We start from the raw sequence: 20,790 nt of genomic DNA on the forward strand, positions 1-20,790 counted from the left end.
GTTCGCCTGAAAGCTTTCCGAAGGAAAGCTAGCATCGTAAGCATACACTGTTGATTGATTTCAACCGCTGATGCGGTTCAAATAATAGAAATTAATCAACAACAGCGACCGAAAGCCCAATATTTCTCGGAAATGACGGTATAATCAACGCACCCTCCCCACAGAAAGGCAGGCGACAAAAGGTTTGATCGTTATAGGCGGAAAAGGCTACGAACTAATGTTAGATCATAAGGATGGTTGGAATCCGGAGGCGTTTCGCGGAAGATATAGCGAAGTGCTGGAAAGATACGACTACATTATTGGTGACTGGGGTTACAGTCAGCTGCGTTTGAAAGGCTTTTATCGGGACAACCACCCAAAGGTGAATCGGGATACAGCGATTTCTGGTATGGTCGATTATATTAATGAATATTGCAATTTTGGCTGCGCATATTTTGTGTTGCATAAGTTAAAAGAGGTACCACAAGAAGGTTTGTTCAAGGATATTCTGATCAAAGAAATACCAGAGCCGAGTGAGGAAGAAGATTCGGAGCTAGAAGCTGAAGATAATGATGGAGCGGCTATAGATAAGGAGCTTTCCTCTAAAGAACCATCATCTAAGCAAGGCTCGAATTCATCTGCTGCATTTAAAGAAATGACTTCTGCTAAGGAACGACCTTTGAGAGAACATCAAAGCCGAAATCACCGGGGGAAAGATTCGCAAGGGAAGAAATCCAAAAAGGAATTTCAAAGCAGACCACCCCAAGGTCAATCCCAAAAGCCCCAACATACACAAAAGCCTCAAAATAATCAGAACACACAGAACACAGAAAACACACAAAACACACAAAACACACAAAACACACAAAACATAGAAAATCCACAATCTTAATGATTAAAGCTGACCATAAGTAGAGTCCTTCTACGAATGAGACAGCTTTTTTCTTTTGAATAGACAGGTACAAAAAAGGCAGCAAACCTCCATCTCCGGAGAATTGTTGCCTTTTCTTATGGATTATTTTATAGATAATTTCAATTGCTTCTGTGTAGCATTGTAACTCCATACGAGTGCCGGAAACTTCTTCTTAAAGGCATTTAATTCAATGTAGGTCTCACCATTCTGAGATAGCGCCTCTTTGGAGGAAAGCGTAAAGCCGGTGGACGCGCCTGTTCCGCTCTTTACGATGACCTTCTTGTTCTTGGCATCCCAGGTGATTTCGCCCTCGACAAGTGCAGCCAGCACAAGCGATGAAGCATAAGTTTTATCACCCTGTTTCACAAGACCAACATTACCAGCAAAAGGAACGCCATTGATATTTAAGATATGATGATCTCCGGTGACTTCTAAAGTCTTCATTCCAGCAATCTGCAGGGCGGTAATCAGCTGTGCAGTTTTTCCCTTTACCTCAATATCCGGTGCGAGACCGATGTGATTAAAGTCTTCTTTTTTAGGTGTTAGATATTTCTGCGTGGTCAATTTCAGCATGTCGCCATTAGACACTGGAAGTAGGCTTTGAATACGCGCTTTGCCGTAAGAACGAGTGCCTACAACAGTAGCCAGCTTGTTGTCGCGCAGGGCCCCCGTAAGAGCTTCCGACGCACTTGCAGTGTATTCGTTGGTTATAATTACGACGGGCACACCAATTTTGCTGCCACTAGTAATCGTAACAGGAGTTAACGCGCCACTTTGATCAGAGGTATACATCATGATGCCTTTATCCATAAAACTAGAGGCAATGTTGTATGCCGAATCCATGTAGCCACCCAAGTTATCACGTAAATCAAGCACCATGGATTTCATGCCCGCTGCACGCATCTTCTTCAGCATAGCGGCGAATTCTTCATCAGAATTCTGTGTGAAACCACTTAGTGAAATATAGGCAATCTTCGGACCAATGAGGGTTCCAAAAACGGAAGTCGAGTTCAATTCATTTCGGGTGACAATATAAGATTTTGTGACCCCATTTCTGAGGATCAGCAGGGTGACCTTAGTGCCCGCGGCTCCACTCAGTTCCGAATCATCCGTTTCGTCAACAGGTATTCCGTTGATTTTGAGAATCGTATCGCCGCGTTTCAAGCCTGCCTTTTCAGCAGGAGAACCTGGAGAGATTTCTTCGATGTAGAGCTCTATCGGCGTATATTGAAGTTTAACACCGATTCCAACGTATTCGAGATCAACCGCATGTTCAAATTGCGCCGCTTCCTCGGAATTGAAGTATTGGCTGTATGGATCATCCAATGTGTTCACCATGCCGTCAATTGCTCCGCGAATCAAAATATCTTTATCTACATCTGAAAGGTTATAGTTCTCCAATAGCTTCATTACTTCATTAATAAGATCACTGTTGTCTGTGGAAGCTTTAGCGGCATCTGCGGCGGAAGCCAGTGGAGCAAATGTAATAGATAAAGCTAGACAGCTGGTTAACAGTGCACTTATTATTTTTTTTGATTTCATGGAATCAAACACCCTTTTTATTAGGATTTCACAAGTTTATTGTAGACGTTATATGTGTCATCGATGGTCCATATACCGGCATCCGACTTGGATAGAATATAGATAAGGCCTTGCTCATAAGTCTCTTCTTCACTAGCTTCCTTGTCTTTGCTTTCTACATATATAGCAGCTTCTTTGGCACTGTAATAATAAATATTTGAAATGCCTGGAGTATAGGTAATATCATACGAAGCAAAGAAATCGTCCAAATCTGCCTTAAGAGAGGAATCATATTCTTCTCCATAGGAAGTCATCGTGGAAAGAACTGCTGTAGGATTCTGTTCGTTCATTGCTTGATAATACTTCTTAACAGTACCTTTGATGGCATCCGCATCGTTTTGAGGGATGTTGGCTGCTGGTTTTATACCTTGTTCATGCGTAAGGAGAATGGTCGAACTTTGGGATTCCACGGATGAGATCTTCCAGCTTCCGTTCTTGCGGACCAGGGTATATACGTATTCATTCTCTGTATCAGGAGTATAAGCCCCACCTATTCTGCGAGAACTTTCAAGTGTATACACAGTGGCTTCGTCAGCCTTTATGTCGAGGATTTCCAAGCTATCAATCGTATTCTTTATGTCGAAAGCTTTAAAAGATTCCTTGAGCTCGGCCACTGATGCTGCGTCAGAGGATTCCTCCATAAGGGAATAGAAGCTAGTCGCATTTTCTTCATTGAAATATTTATTAGCCAAACGAACTAATGCTGTAATGGCTGCTTCGTCCTTATCTTTGGAGACAGGAGTAGTAATCTGTACACTTCTATTGGTGGAATTCCAGACGGCCGTACCCCCGGTTGCCTCAGCAATAAAACGCAAAGGGATGTATGTAGTGCCAGCAGAGGAAACTGGTGCAGTGGTTAGTTTTTTAACGGTTCCATTAACAGTAGCACGGTTACTGCCAATTTTGAGGATAATCGCAAGATTTGAGCCTTTACCTGTTACTGTTCCAGTCTTAGCATCCCAGAGCACTTGAAGTCCAAGCTTCTCAAAGACAACCCGGAAAGGTACAAGTACAGAATTGTTCGCTAAGTATGGGGATCCAGCGGTGAAGGAAACCTTACTTCCGTTAATATAAACATCAATGGGTTTCGAAGCTGCAAAAGCCGGGACTGCAAGTATAAGGGCCAGTAGACTTATGCTAATGAGGGATAAAAATTTTTTCAACAGTACTCTCTCCTTTTATGTAACTCTTTGTAAAATAGCCTCATTATACCATTTGGCTTCTCTCTCAGTCTATCAGTTGGTGTTAGTTTTGTCACACAAAAAAGCCGGAGAAATGGATATCTCCAGCCACTGAAAATCGTTGGATCGAAGGTTAATCTTAAACCAAAAAAGCTTCACGTACACGGTTCCAGAACGGAAAAGGACGGTACCGGGCGAAACTGACCTTCTTGTCCGATACTTGGCAGCGTACTGAAATCAGATCATCTACCGGGATATTATTATGATCTATCGTGAGTAGTAAGCGCTGATCCTTACATGAAAGAATATCGCAATGGTGATGCTTCGGCAGTAGTAATGGCGACCCCATTGTTCGAAATACACGGTTGTTAATGGAGGCGATTTCGGCAATCTGCAGCGCTTCTATAGATGGGTGAACCATGGCTCCCCCAAGGCTTTTGTTATAGGCCGTGCTACCAGAAGGAGTAGAAATACAAAGTCCATCACCCCGGAACATTTCGAAGGTAACATCATTGATGTCAACTTGAATCATTATAGTTCCATCTACCCCTTTAAGGGTGAATTCATTTAGGGCAATGTGGGACGAAGAACCGGATTTCTTGTGAATTTCCAGCTCAAGTAACGGATATTTCACGATACGAGGTTTCTGAGGCTCAGAATCTTCGGTTCCGCACATGTAGTCGATTAACGTGGGAAGCTCTTCGGCTTGCCAGTCCGCATAGAAGCCTAAGTGTCCTGTGTGCACACCTACGAAGGCTAGATTGGGAATTTGATCGATAAAGGTATGAAAAGCGTGCAGCATTGTGCCGTCTCCGCCAATAGAGATGACGATTTCGGGAGACTCGGCATCCAGTTGCAGGTCCCGCTCCGCCGCCAGCTTGTGGAACTGCTCGGCAAGTTTGATTGATAGTTCATCACCGCGGTCCAGAACATAATATCTCAAGATGTACAGGCTCCTTTTGTATAATTCAGTCATACACCGATCATAATCAATCTTGACCCGGAACACAATATGTTAATCAACTTCGCCGTATCCATCGAATCATTGTAATGAATACAGGGATAAGCAGTGAGACTAGAATTGCAGCTGTTAATAATAGGCTCACCAGGGCGAGGCTTGCCGTGATCCCTGAGGCAGAAGGAGTAAAGGCCGTAGAGGCTGGTAATGATATCCATGCGGTAGACAGTCCTGTGTTCATCACAGGCTTCCAGAGCAGCAAGACCAATCCTGATGCGAGTATGGCGTGAATTAGCCGTGCAGTCAAAAATGGCAGATACCGAAGTCCCGTACCGTTCAGAATACTTGCCACCTGGGCATGTACAGATAATCCGCCCCAGGAGAGGATGAAGGCAGCAGCAGCTACCTTAAACTGAAGCGGGATGGAAGCTGCGGCTTCACCTGCTGAACGGGCACCGATCGTCACCTCAAAGAATCCGCTAATGAGAGCCTGAGCTAGTTCTGGAGGACCACCTACAAGGGACACAAGATGTCCTGTCATGTTAAAGAGGGAGGATAGGATACCGGCACGGGCCAGCAGTTCCATTAGCACATTGAAGAATACAACTAAACCGCCTACGACAATAATAAGCTTTAGCGAGGACTGGATTGCTCCCTTTAAGAGCTCCCCAAAGCTCCGTCCATCTTTACGCCGAGCCTCCTCCATGGCAAGAAGTGCTGCATGGATTCTTCCAAAACCTTTTTTGGCTGGAACAGAGGGGGCAGTAGAACTAGTTATGGATGGGTCTTGGGAGGGGGATCTCTGTTCTTTGCGTCCATGGAACGACATTAGCAAGCCAACAATCAAACCGCTCCCATAGTGAGCAAGGGCTAGGATGAGCCCCAACGATGCGTCTCGAAAAAAGCCTACAGACACTGCGCCTAACAGAAAGATTGGATCAGAGGAGGTTGTGAAAGCGACTAATCGTTCTCCCTCTACTCTGCTAATCAGATTCTGTTCCCGCAGCTTAGCGGTTAATTTAGCGCCAACAGGATATCCTGATACATATCCCATCGCAGCGACAAACCCGCCGCTTCCCGGTATACCAAAAAGAGGGCGCATCAATGGATCTAGCAGTGCACCGAAGAGATGAACGATCCCTAGGCCTAGCATGATTTCGGATATGACGAAGAATGGAAATAGGGAGGGGAATAACACATCCCACCAGATGGCCAGGCCTCGTAAGGCTGCGCCAAGGGATGCCTCCGGATGAAGCAACATCAGCAGCATACAGCCCGCCAATATTAATCCCAGCAGTGGGCCGCCAATCTTTTTAAAAGTCATAATTAACGCCTCCTGATCTATGGTTAGATGTATGCGAAAAGAAGGACAAACAGCACAAAAAAAATAAAGGAAGCGGTTACATAAATCGGTGCTTTTTCGCTCGAAATATGATATTATGTAAATAAGAAATGCACCCTCTGTTACAAGAATAAATGGGATGGAGTGATGGCGATGAGCGTTGTAGCCGGAGTTCTCGTTTGTGCTTTTGTATATGTGATCCGGGTCTCTCTCGTCCCTGCAGGTGATGAAGAATTTCGGACCTACTGACAATAACCTCCAGGCGCTAAACTATAGTTTAGCGTCTTTTTTCTGCCGTTTAGGGGCACTTTCGACGGATATCCGAGCCGTGCTTTTTTTTGGTATAATAAAATAAGAAACGTTTCATTAATATGGAAGAGAGCTGGTTACCTCAATGAATCCAAATGAGAGTATATATGAGAACTTAGGAGGAGCTGAAGCGCTACATCGATTGGTGGAAGTGTTCTATGCCAAAGTGCAGCTTCATCCGCAGCTGGGTCCGTTATTTCCTGAAGACATTTCTCCTGTTCTGGAGAAGCAGTATCAATTCCTGACACAGTTTTTTGGCGGTGGCCCATTGTATTCAGAACTGCATGGACATCCCATGATGAGAGCAAGGCATATGCATATTCCCATTACTCCAGAACGTGCTGAAGAATGGTTGCAGTGTATGAAAGAGGCGCTTGTGGAGACCGGCGTAGAAGAGCCGCTACGTTCCTTCGTGCTTAGCCGCCTTGCAGGCCCCGCACATCATTTTGTTAACATGCCCCAGGAATAATAAGGGACAGGTTGATCCTGAAAGGAATGAGAGTACTTGCCAGACTTAATACCCCTATATTCTATTAAGGTCAAATGTTGCAATTGTGAACATGAATTTTCAACCTCTCGCGTACGCCCTAGTCTAAAAAAGGCTATTCGCCGCGATGCTGATTTTTGTGCATATTACAAAAACGAGAATCCGGATTATTATGTTGTACGTGTCTGCCCAAGTTGTGGGTTTGCCTCTACAGAAAATTCAGCGGACAAGCTGACGGATCTGCAGCGAAAAGCATTTAATGAACAGGTAGGAAAACGATGGAAGAGCCGTGACTTTGGGGATAAACGAAGCTGGGAAACTGCACTCGAGACCTATAAACTGGCGCTTTTATGTGCTCAAAGTATTAACGATAAGGATCGAATTATTGCAAGTCTGCTTCATCACATTGCCTGGTTGTACCGGTATCAAGGGAATACGGAACAGGAACAACGCTTTTTGCGCTATTCATTAGCTGAATATGTGAAGGTATACGAAAAAGACGGAATAGCTGGCAATGATGCCCGGCTCATGTATCTTATCGGCGAACTTAACCGGCGCATCGGAGAGTTCTCTGTGGCTGTAATGTGGTTCTCCCGCCTGATTAATGATCAGAAGATTATGGATGCTGCGATGATTCGAGCTGCCAGGGAGCAGTGGGTTGTGCTAAGAGAGCAAATGCGCGGCGAAGCTGTAGATATGGATGCCGATGGATTGCCTTCAGGTTCTTAAAGCTTTACAAACAACAAAAAGCGCAGAAGAGAGTAATGCTCTCGTCTGCGCTTTATAAAAATGGTAAGATTGGGATTTAGATGAACTTCTCTTTATCGAACTGCCCGATCGAATAGGAGGTAATCTCCGTCGTTATCTACAACTGTAGGGCTGGCGCTGCAACATGGGAAGACAAGTAGTTTTTTCTTGCCGTCACGAACGATTTGCAATTCTTTTGGCTTCATAGGGAGAAGAACATTCTCCGAGTTGCAGAAAGGGCAATACTGCACATACATATCGCCTAAAATAATGTCATAAGGCCAGGTATGACTAAAAGGAATCATTGTGAATCCTTTCCAGAAGGAGACTCTTCATTTCCATCCTCAGCTTGCGGTGAATTCTGCTTTTTGGATAGCTCAGCTATTTTTTGCAGTAAAATATGTTGGGGCATATGCATCAAGTGTTCCAGTGGAACGCCTAGTTGCTTGGATAACGTTATGGCTGTTTCCGGTGAAATTTGTAGTGGCTTCATATGGATGCCCTCCTAAAGTTTATCGGCTATGAATGTTCCGGTATCGTTATTCACTTTACCATGGTGTTAAGTCAATTACAAAGAAAACCAAATGAGAGCAAAGGAATGGTGAGAAGACATGAAACAACCATTATCACTGACTTGGGAACTTGATTCCATATTTGCTGGAGGATCGTCCTCTACTGAGTTAGAAAGCTTTTTAAAGAATCTTGAACAAGATATTGCAGCCTTACAGGGTCTGGTGAAGAATGCCGTAGCTCCAACGGATGTTGAGTCTACAAAGGCGCTGGACAAGGTTATAGAACTGCTTCAGAGCTGTTCAGGAAGACTTGTGGAGGTCTCTTCCTTCGCAGACTGTCTGGGCGCTCAGAATCAAATGGACAAAGGTGCGGTAAGACTGGCGGCTCGAGTGACAAGTATGCGTGCCGGATTCGAAGGCATTAACTCACAATTCAGTAACGTGCTTCGTCAGACTACGGACAAGGTATGGGCAGAGTGGATGTCACGTTCTGAGATTGCTCCATTAACGTTCGTGCTGAGCGAGAGCCGTGACTTGGCCCGTGAGAAGATGAGTCCAGAGTTAGAAAGCTTAGCGCTTGAACTAGCCGTTGACGGATATCATGGATGGAGCGGGCACTATGATACGATTGTAAGCTCGATTAAGATCCCATTTGAGGATGAAGAAGGAACAAAGCTGCTCTCCGCAGGTCAAGCTTTTAACAAGCTGGATGATCCAGATCCGAAAGTACGTCAATCCATGTTCCATAAATGGGAAGAAGCATGGACCGAAGCAGCAGATAACTGTGCGGATACCTTGAATCACTTAGCCGGCTTCCGTCTGAAGCTCTATAAAGGAAGAGGTTGGGAAGATATTCTGAAAGATCCGCTGAGCATCAATCGCATGTCACAAGATACTTTGAATGCGATGTGGGACGTGATTACGAATAGCAAGCCTGCACTCGTGACCTATCTTCAACGTAAAGCCAAGCTGCTTGGACTGGATGCTCTTTCCTGGGTAGATGTCGAAGCGCCAGTGGGTAAATCTTCAGGTAAAATCCCATATGATCAGGCTGCTAAAGATATCGTTACCCAGTTCCGCAAATTTAGTCCGAAGATGGCGGAGTTTGCAGAGCGTGCTTTTGATCATAACTGGATTGAGGTGGAGGATCGTCCGGGGAAACGTCCTGGAGGATTCTGTACTTCCTTCCCTGAGAGTAAGGAATCGCGGATTTTCATGACTTATAGCGGTACAACTTCCAATGTTTCAACCTTGGCGCATGAGCTGGGACATGCTTATCATTCTTATTTACTGGATGATCAACCTGTATTTAATCAGAACTACGCTATGAATGTTGCAGAGACTGCTTCAACCTTCGCAGAGGTCATTGTGTCTGACGCTCAGGTTAAAGCCGCTAGCAACGCTGAAGAGAAACTGGCGCTGCTTGAAACGAAAATTCAAAATAGCGTAGCCTTCTTTATGAACATTCACGCCCGATTCTTATTCGAGACTCGTTTTTATGAAAAACGTAAGGAAGGCCTTGTAAATGCTGAGGAGCTGTCTGAATTGATGGTGGAAGCACAGAAGGAAGCCTTCTGTGGGGTGCTTTCGGAATACCATCCCCATTTCTGGGCTTCTAAACTGCATTTTTATATCACCGATGTTCCGTTCTATAACTTCCCTTACACCGTTGGCTACATGTTCAGCACAGGCTTGTATCGACTGGCTCTGCAAGAAGGAGCGTCCTTTGCAGACAAATACGATAGCTTGTTGCAAGATACTGGTGTGATGACTTTAGAGGATTTGGTACTTAAGCATCTGGGTGTGGATCTTACGAAGCCGGACTTCTGGCAAGGTGCTACAGATCTGATTGTAGCTGACATTAATGAGTTCTTGGAGATGACGGAGCAATTAGTTTGAAAAAGTCTAAACTAAGACAAATTTAACGGTAGAAAAAACAATAATTTTTCAGCGTGAACACGCAAAAGCCCCTGAAACAGGGGCTTTTTTTAATGATAAAATGTCGAAAAATCACGATTTATAAAAAGAAATATGCGATTAATCTATGGATTTTGCGCATACATAGGGATAATAACCCAATTTTGCCGAATAATGTTGTTTGCCATTTGTCAGTAACCTATAATGAGTCTTAAGACTTATATAAGGCGCGCTAGAATACCACTTGGCTAAGCTCACAAAACTAAGCAAGCGCTTACGAAGTCAGTTCTGCGAAGTGAATTTGAATGAAGCTATGCTCACAAAACGAAGTAAATGCTTTCGAAGCAAGTTTTGTACGAAGTGAATTCGAATGAAGCTATGCTCACAAAACTTTTAGGAGGAAAAGTAATGCTTAAGACGGAACAACTATCATTAGCGAGACAGATGGACATGGTGTTTAAGGAGCTACAGGAAGAATTATCGGGATTAACTTCTGGTACGGTTTTTGTGCAAATACGAAATAACATGATTGGAAAATTCGGGATACGACATAATCCTCTTTCTGGGCGAAGTGGGGGATTCACTGATGCAAAAGAAGGGATGACAGATGGACAGCAGTCTTCTTTTCGACTAATGGCGCTGGAAAGCCTGAAATACAAGCGGCGTTGGACGCATGGCGAGATTTCTTATGAATTCGCCATTAGACAGGGAATGGTGATTGTAGATGCTACATTGGAGTCCAATTATAATATGGCAAATCTAATGATTCGATCGCCTCGTAATGCCTATGCTGAAAGCTCTGAACAATTTTTCGGTTAAGCGTTGTTTACATAAAATTTCAATATATTGTGAAAATCAAAAACCCTCCCACAGCTTCAGAAAGAAGTGTGAGAGGGCTCAAAAGCTACTCGGCTTTAGGCTTTATACCTAGCCGGATAAAACACTTAAGATAACGTTGTTACTGACGACCAGACAGTTGTTGTTCTGCCAGTTGTACTAGACGTTTAGTGATGTAACCGCCCAGAGAACCAGTTTCGCGAGAAGTGTAGTTCCCGTAATAACCGTCAGCTGGGATCGTTACTCCAAGCTCCTGTGCTGCTTCATATTTCAACTGTTGCAATGCTGCAGTTGCTTGAGGAACGACCAGGTTATTGGAACGGCTGCTACGACCTTGACCTGCTTGACCCATGTGTGTCACCTCCTTCGCCCGTTGTGAAGATAGTATGAGCGCTAAGAGGTTAATTCATGCATCACTTCGAAAGGTTTTAAGGATGGTAATTATTAGTGAAATAAAAGTGAGGATAGGAATCCTTTATTGCTAGGGATTATACAAAAAAATCGGTCTTCCCTTACGTAATCGCAAGGCAAGACCGATATAGTGTATATGTGCTTTAAATCTCAGGATAGATCATTTCCAGCACGGTGGATAGATTCTGACTCTGACCAGGTTCTATCGTTAAAAGACCTGTGAAGGAAGCATCCTCGGATACATTCGGTGCATTCGCGAGCCAAGTATAGGGCTCAATGCACAGAAATTGTTCGGCGGGTCCTTTGGTATATAGCACCCAGTGACGGAATAGATTCTCGTCAGCAGTATAACGAAGGCCATAACCATCATCGCGTAATAATAAGGCTTCTACAGGTTGTTTTTCTCCAATACGTAGAGCAGTATCAAAATTAGTTCCCTGCATGTTCATTCCGGTGTTCAAGGCTTCCAGATCACCAAGTGGAATTAGATTGCCGCTAGGGAGCAATTCATCATTCAGTTCATAAATACTATTTACCGGGAGCTTAAGATTCCAGCGCTCAGGTTCTCCATCAATCATAAACCAGGTGTGATAACCGATTCCAAAAGGAATTCGGTGATCTCCAAGATTTGTAACCTTTAAAGTTTGGGTAAATCGGGCTTCCTGAAGCCTAAACGTCATTTCGAATTTAAGCGGGATAGGGAATTGCTCCATCCAGTGGGGATCATCTTCTGTTAGAAATTCAGTAGTGACCGCGCAACCATCCTCATCTTCTTCAATATCGCTGACACACCAGGCCTGAGTTCGGTGTAGACCATGAATATGATTGTCATTAGCGGTGTTCTGGTCAAATTGATAACTTGTACCCTCGAACTGAAATTGGCCCTTACGAATTCTTCCGGGTGGAATTAATAGCGGCATGCCAAAATGGTAAGGTTTTTGCATAAAGAAAGCTTGATCGCTTTCATCAGGGCGCCGTAGAATTTCCCGTTGTTTCTTTACATCAAACAATGAAATCACGTTATTTCCTAGTCGCGGCAAAAGCGTGACTTCCAGTTCACGGCTGTGCAAAATATAAGTATCATAACCGCCCCACTGCCCTTTGGTCACCTGTTTCATGAGATATGCTCCTTTATCGTAACTGTAATCGAATAGAACATGGATAACCTTATCATAACAGATTTATACGGTAGTGGTTAAGTGATTTGACAACTTCTCTTTATGGTTCTATGATGAAGGCATTAATTCATGATGATAATGTGATGACGGGGACAAGTAGGCAGGCATTGCACCTTCAGAAAGCCGGTGGTTGATGCGAACCGGTAGGACAAACCTGATGAATGGACCCCTGAGCGCCGAGTTTGAACGGGAGCTAGATGCCCTAGTAGACCGGCCGGATCTTCCCCGTTAACGGAAGACTAAGGCTGTTTTTTTCTTGTCCAAACAAGATTAAGCAGCGAATAAGGGTGGCACCACGGTCTCACGTCCCTTGCGGATGAGGCTTTTTTTGCGTTCTCGGAAACTTAGAAACGAAATCAAACGGAGGTCTATATTATGAAAAAAGTAATGTCAGGTATTCAGCCGAGCGGTTCACTTACACTGGGAAACTACATTGGAGCACTGAAAAATTTTGTGAAGCTGCAAGAGGATCATCAATGTTTCTTTATGGTAGTCGATATGCATGCAATCACTGTAGCACAAGATCCTGCGGCACTGCGTGAACAGTCAGAGTCCGTAGCGGCCCTCTTTATTGCAGCAGGAATTGATCCTGCACGTTCTAATGTCTATATGCAGTCTCATGTGCCACAACACGCTGAACTGGGCTGGATCATGACGACACTTACAGCAATGGGCGAGCTGGAGCGTATGACCCAGTTTAAAGATAAATCATCAGGTAAAGATTCTGTTGGCGCTGGTTTATTCGTCTATCCTTCCTTGATGGCAGCAGATATTCTTGTTTATAATGCGGATCTTGTACCAGTTGGAGAAGATCAGAAACAACATTTGGAACTGACTCGTGATTTAGCTGGCCGCTTTAATAATCGTTTTGGCGAATTCTTTACCATTCCGGAGCCGTACATTCCAGAGGTGGGTGCACGTATAATGTCTCTGGATGATGGCACCAAAAAAATGAGCAAGAGCAGTCCTAACGCAGGCAGCTACATTGCTCTGTTAGATTCACCGGACATAATCCGTAAAAAAATCAGCCGTGCAACGACTGATTCAGGACGTGAAGTGATTTTTGATCCGGCTAATAAACCAGAGATCAGTAATTTGATGAGTATTTATTCCGAATGTTCTGGAATGACACTGGGGCAAATCGCTGATCGTTATGAAGGGCAAATGTATGGCGGCTTTAAGAAGGATCTTGCTGAAGTGGTTGTAGCTACGCTTGAGCCTATACAACAACGATATAATGAAATTCGTAGCTCGGGTGCGATCACAGATATTCTTGCAGAAGGTGCTGGTCGTGCGCGCATTGTTGCCACAGAGACGCTGAATGGAGTTAAAGAGCGGATGGGATTTCTGCCAGCCCGTTAATCTAATCAGCGCTTAGGCTTTCCTGCTTGCGTCTGATCTTGGCCTTAAGAATAAATCCCCAGCCGATATTCATGACACAGAGAAATCCGAGCAGAAGTGCCAACCAAAAGCTATAACTGATCGCGATTGAAGCGGCAGTAAGAATAAGAATAGAAGAACAAGCGAACCAAAGTGAAAGTCCTTTACCCATTAAGAGAGCCTTCCTTTCTATGTCTGCTAAAATGAATCCCGGAGTATGATAATAATACTCCGGGATTTTTTGTGATTATAGAATAGATCTCTGCGTAAGTCTACAGTTTCATCGTAAAGATCCAGGGTCAATGGAAAATCGTTTGTCGAGCTTCTCGCTGCTAAGCCAACCTACATAAGTATTTAAAGGTCGATATTGATTGTCCATCACTAATACAGCCACAAATGGGTATTGTTTACGATGTAAATAACGTACGTCCCCCCAGCGCACCATATATCCTGAAGGAAGTTCTTCGACTTCGGCTACTGCATAAGAGGTGAAGTATAGAAAGGACTGAATATCAGGGTGCGACTTGGATATTTCCACAGCGGGATGATTCGAGCATACAGCATGTTTGAACCATTCCAATCGATGATTGACTAACTGCCCAACATCATAGCTACCATCTTTTTTCACTTTTACTACGTTCCAGCGCTTTAGAGAAATTGTAGGGATTACAATATAACGTTCGCCGGCATTATGATGTAAATCCTTGAGTTTGATATTACGCGTAAGGCGTGCGTGAACGACGGTTCTCCAAATATAATAAAGAATTGTACAGGCATACAGCGTAATAAATAAAGGTTGCGGCGGAACGATACCGGTGATCCAGAGAAGGATGGCTGCGATATGGCTACCAAATATAAACGGGTCAAAAATGTGGATGATGTTCCAGGCAATCCATTTCTCTGTGAATGGACGTGCAGCCTGAGTGCCATAGGTATTAAATAGATCAGAAAATACGTGAACACCTACGCCAATGAAGCTCCAGAGTGCGATGTGGCTTAGGGCTTGTAAATCAGTAAAGCCAAATAAAGGCCCCAACACGAAGGAAATCAGGGCGGGCCACAGAATTAGAAAGGGTAGGGAATGTGTGATTCCTCGGTGATTACGAATATACAACGCATTATCCTTCAGTCGTAGCGCAGTATCGGCATCAGGAGCCTGAGAGGCGAGCACTGTTGCCAGCATAACAGCCCCGGCCAGTTTCGGATCAGAAGCAACGATGGGATCAACGAAGGAAAGCCCGGCTAAGCCTAGGCCCATAACTAAATGTGTAGCAGTATCCATTGGTCAGTTCTCCTTTGTTGTTCGGAAGTTCTCTATTAATAATTACCCAAATACAGCTCTGGTTATTAGGGGGATTGAAAGAAAAATTAAATAAATATTGTCACGTAATTGTCAAATTCATGAACTTACTGCCCCATGACTGTCAAAGTCTTCACGGGTTTGTTATGATAAAGTTAACAGCGAAGTAGTGAATACTTCGGTTAGAACGTTAGATTTTCGTTTAGAAGGAGGATCATTAGGTGTGGACAATCATATAACATTTCAAGCTTCTTCCGATTCTGCAGCCATGTCTGCAAAATCTCCACCGGAAGGTGCTAGCTGGCGTGATTTCATTGCTGTAACAAAACCCGGTATTATCCGATCTAACCTTATTGCGGCGTTTGCGGGATATTGGTTGGCCTCGGGTTGGGATGTTCATTACGGCAGATTAGTTCTGACTCTGCTCGGTACAATGCTGGTTATGGCTTCGGCCTGTGTTTTTAATAACTATTTCGACCGGGATCTGGACATGAAGATGGAAAGAACCCGTGAACGGGGGCTTCCTACAGGACGACTGAAACCAAACACTGTATTATTATACGCCATTGGGCTTGGTATTGCAGGTTTGATCGTACTGTTTGCTTTTTCAGGTATGCTTGCTGGTTTGTTTGGAATTGTTGGCATGTTCGTTTACGTAGTAGTCTACACGCTTTGGTTGAAGCGGACATCCACATGGAGCACCTCTGTAGGTGCGATTTCTGGAGCAATGCCCCCGGTAATTGGTTATGTTGCGGTTTCAGGAACGGTTGATCTAGGCGCTTGGCTGATCTTTGCCATGTTGTTTCTATGGCAACCCCCTCACTTCTGGGCGTTGGGCATTAGACGTAAAGAAGAATATAGAGCGGCAGGATTTCCATTACTACCTGTAGTAAAAGGAACACGACGTACGAAATTTCAGATGATTCCTTATGTAGCCCTTTTGCTGCCTATTCCAGTGTTAATGTACGCCTACGATTACGCAGGCATATTTTTTCTAATCATTTCATCAGCGTTGTCCTTGGCTTGGTTAATATTGACCTTGATGGGTTTTAAGGCAAAGGATGATGAAGTTTGGGCGAAGAAGAACTTCCTCTTCTCCATTAACTACCTGACGGTTAGTTTGATCGTACTTGTATTAAATACGATTCACGGTTAAGAAGAGGGAGGGTATACGTGTCCGTGCAGACCTTTAAGCGTTATAAATGGACTTGGCTTCTGCTAATACTTGCTTTGATTATGGCTGGTTATCTGGCAATTAACGCTTTAAATTTAGGAAAAGAAAAATTCCCAGTAATCGGAGAAGTACAGGACTTTTCTCTTGAAAATGTGAATGGAGACCAGGTTACTCTGGCTGATACACAAGGTAAAGCACGGCTGGTATACTTCTTTTTTACACAGTGTCCGGATGTATGTCCCATAACTACGTTTTTGTTATCTCAGACACAGAAGATTCTGGTCGAGGATGGCAGTTTTGGTAAAGATACGGAGTTTGTTTCTATCTCTTTTGATCCGAAGAATGATACTCGGGAAGCTATTAAGACTTTTGCAGACCGTTTTCAGGCGAATTATGATGGATGGTATTTCTTGCGGGGGGATCAGGAAGAAGTTCGTAAGTTAGCAACGGATTCTTTTAAAGTATTAATCGCAGGGAATTCCAAAGAAAATTTCGTACATGCCAACCGTATAGCGCTAGTTGACCGAGATAATCGACTTCGTGCATTGTATGACGCAGGAGATACGGAGAATGTAACGCCTGAATTTCTTGCCGACCAGCTGAAGGAATTGGCTCGGGAATAGAACATCAAATCTTAAAAACGCCTTTTTCGAATCCCTTTTTATTGGGGGATAACGAAAAAGGCGTTTTTTTTATATACGATAGTATAAGTTTCCTGCTATACATTATCCTTATACTTGCTTCAGCTAAAATGGAAGTGGTTCAGGGTATATGATAAAATCTTCCAATCCAGCTTTTTCGAGCTGAGTGATGTTGTATTCATCAGGCGTACCTTCCACACCTGCATATCCGCGGCGAGTATAAATATGATCGGCATCTGGGAAGGCATCCCGGAGCACACTGCGTATTTTTTTGCCAGAGCTGTCGTTATCCAAATAAAGGTATACTTCTCCATCTCCTACTTGTTGCCGGAGGGATTCTAATTTTAGTGTATTTAATGTACCAAAGGTACATAGGATTTCTACTTCCGGTACCAGCACGCGTCGTAATCTGCTGCGGTCGTTCTTACCTTCGACAATAATCGTTATGGACATTAGCTGACAATCACCTCCGGGAATGGGTCCAAGCATCAGGCTCATTATAGTTTACCGAAGGATCGTCATTTTTAACAACTGTTTCGGCAGGAAAGTCTTCATTCCCCGGGAAATGTCGTAAAAGCCAAGAATCATGCGGCTCGCCCTTTCCATTTGGAAGTAAGGTTCGATAGTTTCCCTGTGTTTTTAGGTGGAAGAAGAAGCAATGCTACCATTAGAACTAGAAAGGCTATGAAGTAAGGAGAAACAAAGGACCTTAGCTGTCCGGCAGCCACGGGACCAGCGAATGCACCAAGTGACATGGCTATCGATTGCATGGAGAAAGTCCGACCCATTCGCCCAGGTCCACCTAGACTAATGAAGAGTGAGGCCATTGCAGGAAATAGCACTCCTTTGGCTGCACCGAGCACAAAAAGAATCGCAGCAGTCGGGATACTGTGGAATGAGGCGAGTCCAAAGAAGCAGATAGCCATTCCCAGTAATGCCGCTGCTATTCTTCCTCCTGGTGATAGACGGTTCAGAAAGAGCATGCTAAGCGTTACCAAAGCACCTAAACTGAGGAGTGACAGGAGTATACCTGTGGAAAGGATACTATTACTCCCTGTTTGAGATAGTGGGAGCTCGAAAAAGAGAACGCCTTGTGAACAGGAAACGAAAAAAGGTAAAAGGTAATACCGTTTGGATACCTGATCGTCATCTTTCGCTGGAATAGAAGGTTTATCTGGAACTTTTAATGAGGATTGCGCTGAGCTTAGCGGCTTTAAGATATGTCTCGAAGGTGCAGGTACACTAAAAAAAGCCATGATTCCTGTTGCGATAAGGAGCCATCCAAGTGTGGTGAAGGTACCAGAGTAGCCGGCTTTTGCTACGATAAAAGCTCCCGCAGCAGGCGATACAACGGAAGCTAACGTATGAACGATACCATGTCCTGACATATATTTACCCTGCTCTGTGGCATCCGATGATAAAGAAGCTAGTAACGTCATACAGGCTGGAGAGAGAAAAGCGAGCACGAATCCACTTGCTGCTCTTAGCATTAGCAGATGCCATGGAAGCTGTACATGAGCTTGCAGCAGTAGGATAGCTCCCGCTGCGACAAGGCTGAAGACGATGTAGCGGCGGGAGCCATTACGATCGACGAGTACGCCTGCAAGCAGATTGCCGGGAAGGTGGGTCAACGAGTACATGCCCATCATCCAGCCAATAAAGGTGGGTCCCGCGCCAAGAGAGATGGCAAAGGGCGTAAGGACGGGATACTGAGCATGTAAATCGAAGAACGCCAAAAAGAGAAATAAGTATAGCCACAGCGCAGTTTTCACAGGGGGAACACCTCCGAGAGCCACCTACAGCACAAGTGAATGCAGGACGGCGTAATAATGAAGAACCAATTCTTAAGCACTACTTGTACTTTACGTGGGACAGAGAAGGCTTATACCGCTTTTTTAATTCCACTCGTAGGTATACCTTTTACGGAGGGTGGAACCATGAATTATGATGGGTATTCATGTATAATAATTAATATTGGCGTTATGTCTATGGGAAGAGAGAATCCTTGGGACGAAACTAGGCGATAGGGGTGTTGTGAGATTGATGGATCCAGAGGTATGGTCACAGTTTATAAGGGAAAATTGGCTAGTTATTGTAATTGCGCTTGTCCTGCTGTTTGCGGTTGTTAATTTGGTTAAAACCGTTCTGAAATGGGCGATTGTCATTGTGATCGTTGTAGGTTTGTTCATCTATAGTGGTGTTACAATGGACCAAATTGGTAACGCTGTGAATAAGGTGGCAGATGGAACGGTAAGCACGCTAAAGAAGGAAGCGCAAGAGGTTATGCTTAAAGAAGCGCAGGATGCGAAGTACACTTCAAATGGAGACGGGACCTTTACGATTACAACGCCGAATATTGAAGTGAAGGGCGCAGCGGGTGAAGATAAAGTAGAGGTTACTTTCCGTGGTGTTAGTCTTGGGAAGTGGAGTGTTACTGATACGACAAAAACATTTATCGAGGAAGCCCGCAAACATCAATAACAGGCTTGGGCTCAAAAATATAACAAGCGAGCAAGCGCGCGACTGAAAGGAGAGAGCGAATATGATAAACGGATGGATGACTAGTGTGAGTGATGCTAATATCATCTCGATCGCCCTCCTGCTGGTTGTAGTCTTCTCTCTATTGCAAGGCTGGAGCAGAGGTTTCTCAAGTGCTACCGGAAGATTATTTGGGCTGCTGGGAACAGGATTATTTACTATAGCATCTTTGGTATTAGCTATCCCAGCTGCAGCCTACCTCAATCCCTATGTAGAGACTTGGGCGTCGGGGATTAGTCTTCCTGACACGAAGCTTACACAGTGGCAGCAAATTTATTATACGGCGGTGTCTGTGTTATCAGAATCACCGCTAGTTAGATTTCTGTTATTACTCCTGATTTCTTATCTGTTAATTCGTATGCTCTTAGGGTTGTTATCCATGTTGCTTCCTTTTCCACAATTGCGGCGTGCTAAGAAGTTTAAAGACAGAAAGATTACGCAGGTTAGCCGTATGGGAGGAGCAATCGTTGGATTAATTATCGGTTTAATGCGTAGTCTGGTAATTGTTCTCGCTCTTTTCATCTGTGTTGGATTAAATCCGGAGAGTGGATTTAGCCGTTATGTGGAGTCCTCTCCAATCTATAGTCAGAGCGCTGCAGCTGTATTTGAACCTATTGTTGGTGAGACTGTGCAGAAGAAACTCCCTATTCTGACGAAGACCGTTGCAGCAGAGATGAATGATATCCTTCGCAGGAAATATGAGGTTATCGATCATGAAATTCCTCAGGATATTATAGGAGCAGCAGAAGACATTGTTGGACAAGCGCAAGATGAAGAGAAAAAAGCGAGACTTCTCTATGATTGGGTAGGTACACGCGTGACTTATGATTATGCTAAAGCTGATAATTATTTGCAAAACAGGGTCTGGCATGAACAAACACCACAGGATACATTCGACACTAGGCAAGGGGTATGTATAGACTATGCCCGACTGTACGCTGTGATGGCTCGTTCACAGGGCTTGCAGGTTCGGGTTGTAACAGGTCAGGGTTATGATGGGCGTGGCGGGTATGGTGCACATGCTTGGAATGAAGTATATATAAGTGATCGGCAAGCTTGGATCCCGCTGGATCCGACTTGGGCTAGCAGCGGAGATTGGTTCAATCCGAAGGATTTTGATGAAACGCATATTAGGGAGAACGCCCTCTGAGTGAGGGCGCTGAACTCCTGGGGTGTGGTACAATAAACTCAAGTAACGTCAGTTCTAACTTAAATGCGAGGGCATGCTCACAATAAGCAGCTAAGAACTCACCTTCATCATAAGAGTAATGTCACAGGCAAAGGGATGTCAGACATTTTCAAATATAAGAAAGTATAAGCACTATACTTTATGTCTTATATTTCTCGCATAAACACTTACCGTCCTTATAAGGACAGTCAAGGCGTTTATGCTTGTAGAAGGGGA

At 44.2% G+C, this 20,790-nt stretch carries 22 protein-coding genes and 1 other annotated feature; of the genes, 10 read left to right on the forward strand and 12 right to left on the reverse strand.

Translation table 11 applies throughout. The features are described 5' to 3' along the window. Window positions 1-184: 184 nt before the first annotated feature. Window positions 185-871: a YutD family protein gene (locus CA600_RS23495; protein WP_094873289.1), complete on the forward strand. Its 687-nt coding sequence runs from the start codon at window positions 185-187 to the stop codon at window positions 869-871. A 123-nt stretch (window positions 872-994) separates the two neighbouring features. Here CA600_RS23495 and CA600_RS23500 read toward each other — a convergent pair whose 3' ends face one another. From CA600_RS23500 to ylbJ, 4 genes are all read right to left on the reverse strand, one after another. Continuing rightward, on the reverse strand, window positions 995-2,434 hold the full coding sequence (locus tag CA600_RS23500) for a S41 family peptidase (protein WP_094873290.1): 1,440 nt from the start codon (window positions 2,432-2,434) through the stop codon (window positions 995-997). Between the two features lie 20 nt (window positions 2,435-2,454). Then, entirely contained in the window at window positions 2,455-3,636 is a 1,182-nt protein-coding gene (locus CA600_RS23505; RefSeq protein WP_179281714.1) for a copper amine oxidase N-terminal domain-containing protein, read from the reverse strand. Between the two features lie 157 nt (window positions 3,637-3,793). Continuing rightward, window positions 3,794-4,597, reverse strand: a complete 804-nt coding sequence (locus CA600_RS23510; RefSeq protein ID WP_042191633.1) for an NAD kinase — start codon at window positions 4,595-4,597, stop codon at window positions 3,794-3,796. 76 nt (window positions 4,598-4,673) lie between these two features. Then, on the reverse strand, window positions 4,674-5,936 hold the full coding sequence (ylbJ, locus tag CA600_RS23515; protein WP_094873293.1) for a sporulation integral membrane protein YlbJ: 1,263 nt from the start codon (window positions 5,934-5,936) through the stop codon (window positions 4,674-4,676). A 412-nt stretch (window positions 5,937-6,348) separates the two neighbouring features. Here ylbJ and CA600_RS23520 point away from each other — a divergent pair, with 412 nt between their 5' ends. Then, window positions 6,349-6,732 (forward strand): globin domain-containing protein, encoded by a 384-nt coding sequence (locus CA600_RS23520; protein ID WP_042130923.1) that lies wholly within the window; start codon window positions 6,349-6,351, stop codon window positions 6,730-6,732. 36 nt (window positions 6,733-6,768) lie between these two features. Next, a complete protein-coding gene (locus CA600_RS23525; protein ID WP_094873295.1) occupies window positions 6,769-7,479 on the forward strand; it encodes a DUF2225 domain-containing protein in 711 nt (236 codons plus the stop codon). 92 nt (window positions 7,480-7,571) lie between these two features. On the opposite strand, the gene CA600_RS23530 is transcribed toward CA600_RS23525, so the two are convergent. Then, window positions 7,572-7,802 carry a hypothetical protein gene (locus CA600_RS23530; protein WP_042130921.1) on the reverse strand — a complete coding sequence of 77 codons (231 nt, stop codon included), beginning with the start codon at window positions 7,800-7,802 and terminating at the stop codon, window positions 7,572-7,574. Further along, on the reverse strand, window positions 7,799-7,990 hold the full coding sequence (locus CA600_RS23535; RefSeq protein ID WP_042130920.1) for a YycC family protein: 192 nt from the start codon (window positions 7,988-7,990) through the stop codon (window positions 7,799-7,801). Before CA600_RS23535 ends, CA600_RS23530 begins: the two co-directional genes overlap by 4 nt. Before the next feature lie 118 nt (window positions 7,991-8,108). Between CA600_RS23535 and CA600_RS23540 the strand changes: the two genes are divergently transcribed. Then, the gene (locus CA600_RS23540) at window positions 8,109-9,908 is read left to right on the forward strand and encodes a M3 family oligoendopeptidase (RefSeq protein ID WP_094873296.1); all 1,800 of its coding nucleotides are present in this window, start codon (window positions 8,109-8,111) and stop codon (window positions 9,906-9,908) included. Between the two features lie 426 nt (window positions 9,909-10,334). Then, complete coding sequence (locus tag CA600_RS23545; RefSeq protein WP_094873297.1) at window positions 10,335-10,745, forward strand: O-methyltransferase; 411 nt, start codon at window positions 10,335-10,337, stop codon at window positions 10,743-10,745. 139 nt (window positions 10,746-10,884) lie between these two features. On the opposite strand, the gene CA600_RS23550 is transcribed toward CA600_RS23545, so the two are convergent. Together CA600_RS23550 and CA600_RS23555 are read right to left on the reverse strand one after the other, a co-directional pair. Then, a complete protein-coding gene (locus CA600_RS23550) occupies window positions 10,885-11,115 on the reverse strand; it encodes an alpha/beta-type small acid-soluble spore protein (RefSeq protein WP_042130917.1) in 231 nt (76 codons plus the stop codon). A 202-nt stretch (window positions 11,116-11,317) separates the two neighbouring features. Then, window positions 11,318-12,292, reverse strand: coding sequence for an aldose 1-epimerase (locus CA600_RS23555; protein WP_094873299.1), 975 nt, complete (start codon window positions 12,290-12,292; stop codon window positions 11,318-11,320). A 134-nt stretch (window positions 12,293-12,426) separates the two neighbouring features. Beyond that, window positions 12,427-12,666 (forward strand) — a binding site (T-box leader). 61 nt (window positions 12,667-12,727) lie between these two features. Here CA600_RS23555 and trpS point away from each other — a divergent pair. Continuing rightward, on the forward strand, window positions 12,728-13,714 hold the full coding sequence (trpS, locus tag CA600_RS23560; RefSeq protein WP_094873300.1) for a tryptophan--tRNA ligase: 987 nt from the start codon (window positions 12,728-12,730) through the stop codon (window positions 13,712-13,714). Between the two features lies 1 nt (window position 13,715). Here trpS and CA600_RS23565 read toward each other — a convergent pair whose 3' ends face one another. Then, on the reverse strand, window positions 13,716-13,904 hold the full coding sequence (locus tag CA600_RS23565) for a hypothetical protein (RefSeq protein WP_042130914.1): 189 nt from the start codon (window positions 13,902-13,904) through the stop codon (window positions 13,716-13,718). 108 nt (window positions 13,905-14,012) lie between these two features. Continuing rightward, window positions 14,013-15,014: a metal-dependent hydrolase gene (locus CA600_RS23570; protein ID WP_094873301.1), complete on the reverse strand. Its 1,002-nt coding sequence runs from the start codon at window positions 15,012-15,014 to the stop codon at window positions 14,013-14,015. Window positions 15,015-15,255: 241 nt separating this feature from the next. Here CA600_RS23570 and cyoE point away from each other — a divergent pair, with 241 nt between their 5' ends. Continuing rightward, window positions 15,256-16,188 carry a heme o synthase gene (gene cyoE / locus CA600_RS23575; protein WP_094873303.1) on the forward strand — a complete coding sequence of 311 codons (933 nt, stop codon included), beginning with the start codon at window positions 15,256-15,258 and terminating at the stop codon, window positions 16,186-16,188. Between the two features lie 17 nt (window positions 16,189-16,205). Then, window positions 16,206-16,829 carry an SCO family protein gene (locus CA600_RS23580; RefSeq protein ID WP_306440409.1) on the forward strand — a complete coding sequence of 208 codons (624 nt, stop codon included), beginning with the start codon at window positions 16,206-16,208 and terminating at the stop codon, window positions 16,827-16,829. 123 nt (window positions 16,830-16,952) lie between these two features. On the opposite strand, the gene CA600_RS23585 is transcribed toward CA600_RS23580, so the two are convergent. Both CA600_RS23585 and CA600_RS23590 read right to left on the reverse strand, forming a co-directional pair. Continuing rightward, window positions 16,953-17,300 carry a DNA primase gene (locus CA600_RS23585; protein WP_076285257.1) on the reverse strand — a complete coding sequence of 116 codons (348 nt, stop codon included), beginning with the start codon at window positions 17,298-17,300 and terminating at the stop codon, window positions 16,953-16,955. A 131-nt stretch (window positions 17,301-17,431) separates the two neighbouring features. Next, window positions 17,432-18,619, reverse strand: a complete 1,188-nt coding sequence (locus CA600_RS23590) for an MFS transporter (protein ID WP_094873305.1) — start codon at window positions 18,617-18,619, stop codon at window positions 17,432-17,434. A 271-nt stretch (window positions 18,620-18,890) separates the two neighbouring features. Between CA600_RS23590 and CA600_RS23600 the strand changes: the two genes are divergently transcribed. Together CA600_RS23600 and CA600_RS23605 are read left to right on the forward strand one after the other, a co-directional pair. After that, the gene (locus tag CA600_RS23600; protein WP_042191604.1) at window positions 18,891-19,328 is read left to right on the forward strand and encodes a hypothetical protein; all 438 of its coding nucleotides are present in this window, start codon (window positions 18,891-18,893) and stop codon (window positions 19,326-19,328) included. 61 nt (window positions 19,329-19,389) lie between these two features. Next, window positions 19,390-20,535, forward strand: a complete 1,146-nt coding sequence (locus CA600_RS23605) for a transglutaminase domain-containing protein (RefSeq protein WP_094873308.1) — start codon at window positions 19,390-19,392, stop codon at window positions 20,533-20,535. Window positions 20,536-20,790: the final 255 nt, after the last annotated feature.

The sequence above is a fragment of the Paenibacillus sp. VTT E-133280 genome, assembly GCF_002264385.1.
Lineage (GTDB): Bacteria > Bacillota > Bacilli > Paenibacillales > Paenibacillaceae > Paenibacillus_AQ > Paenibacillus_AQ nitricinens.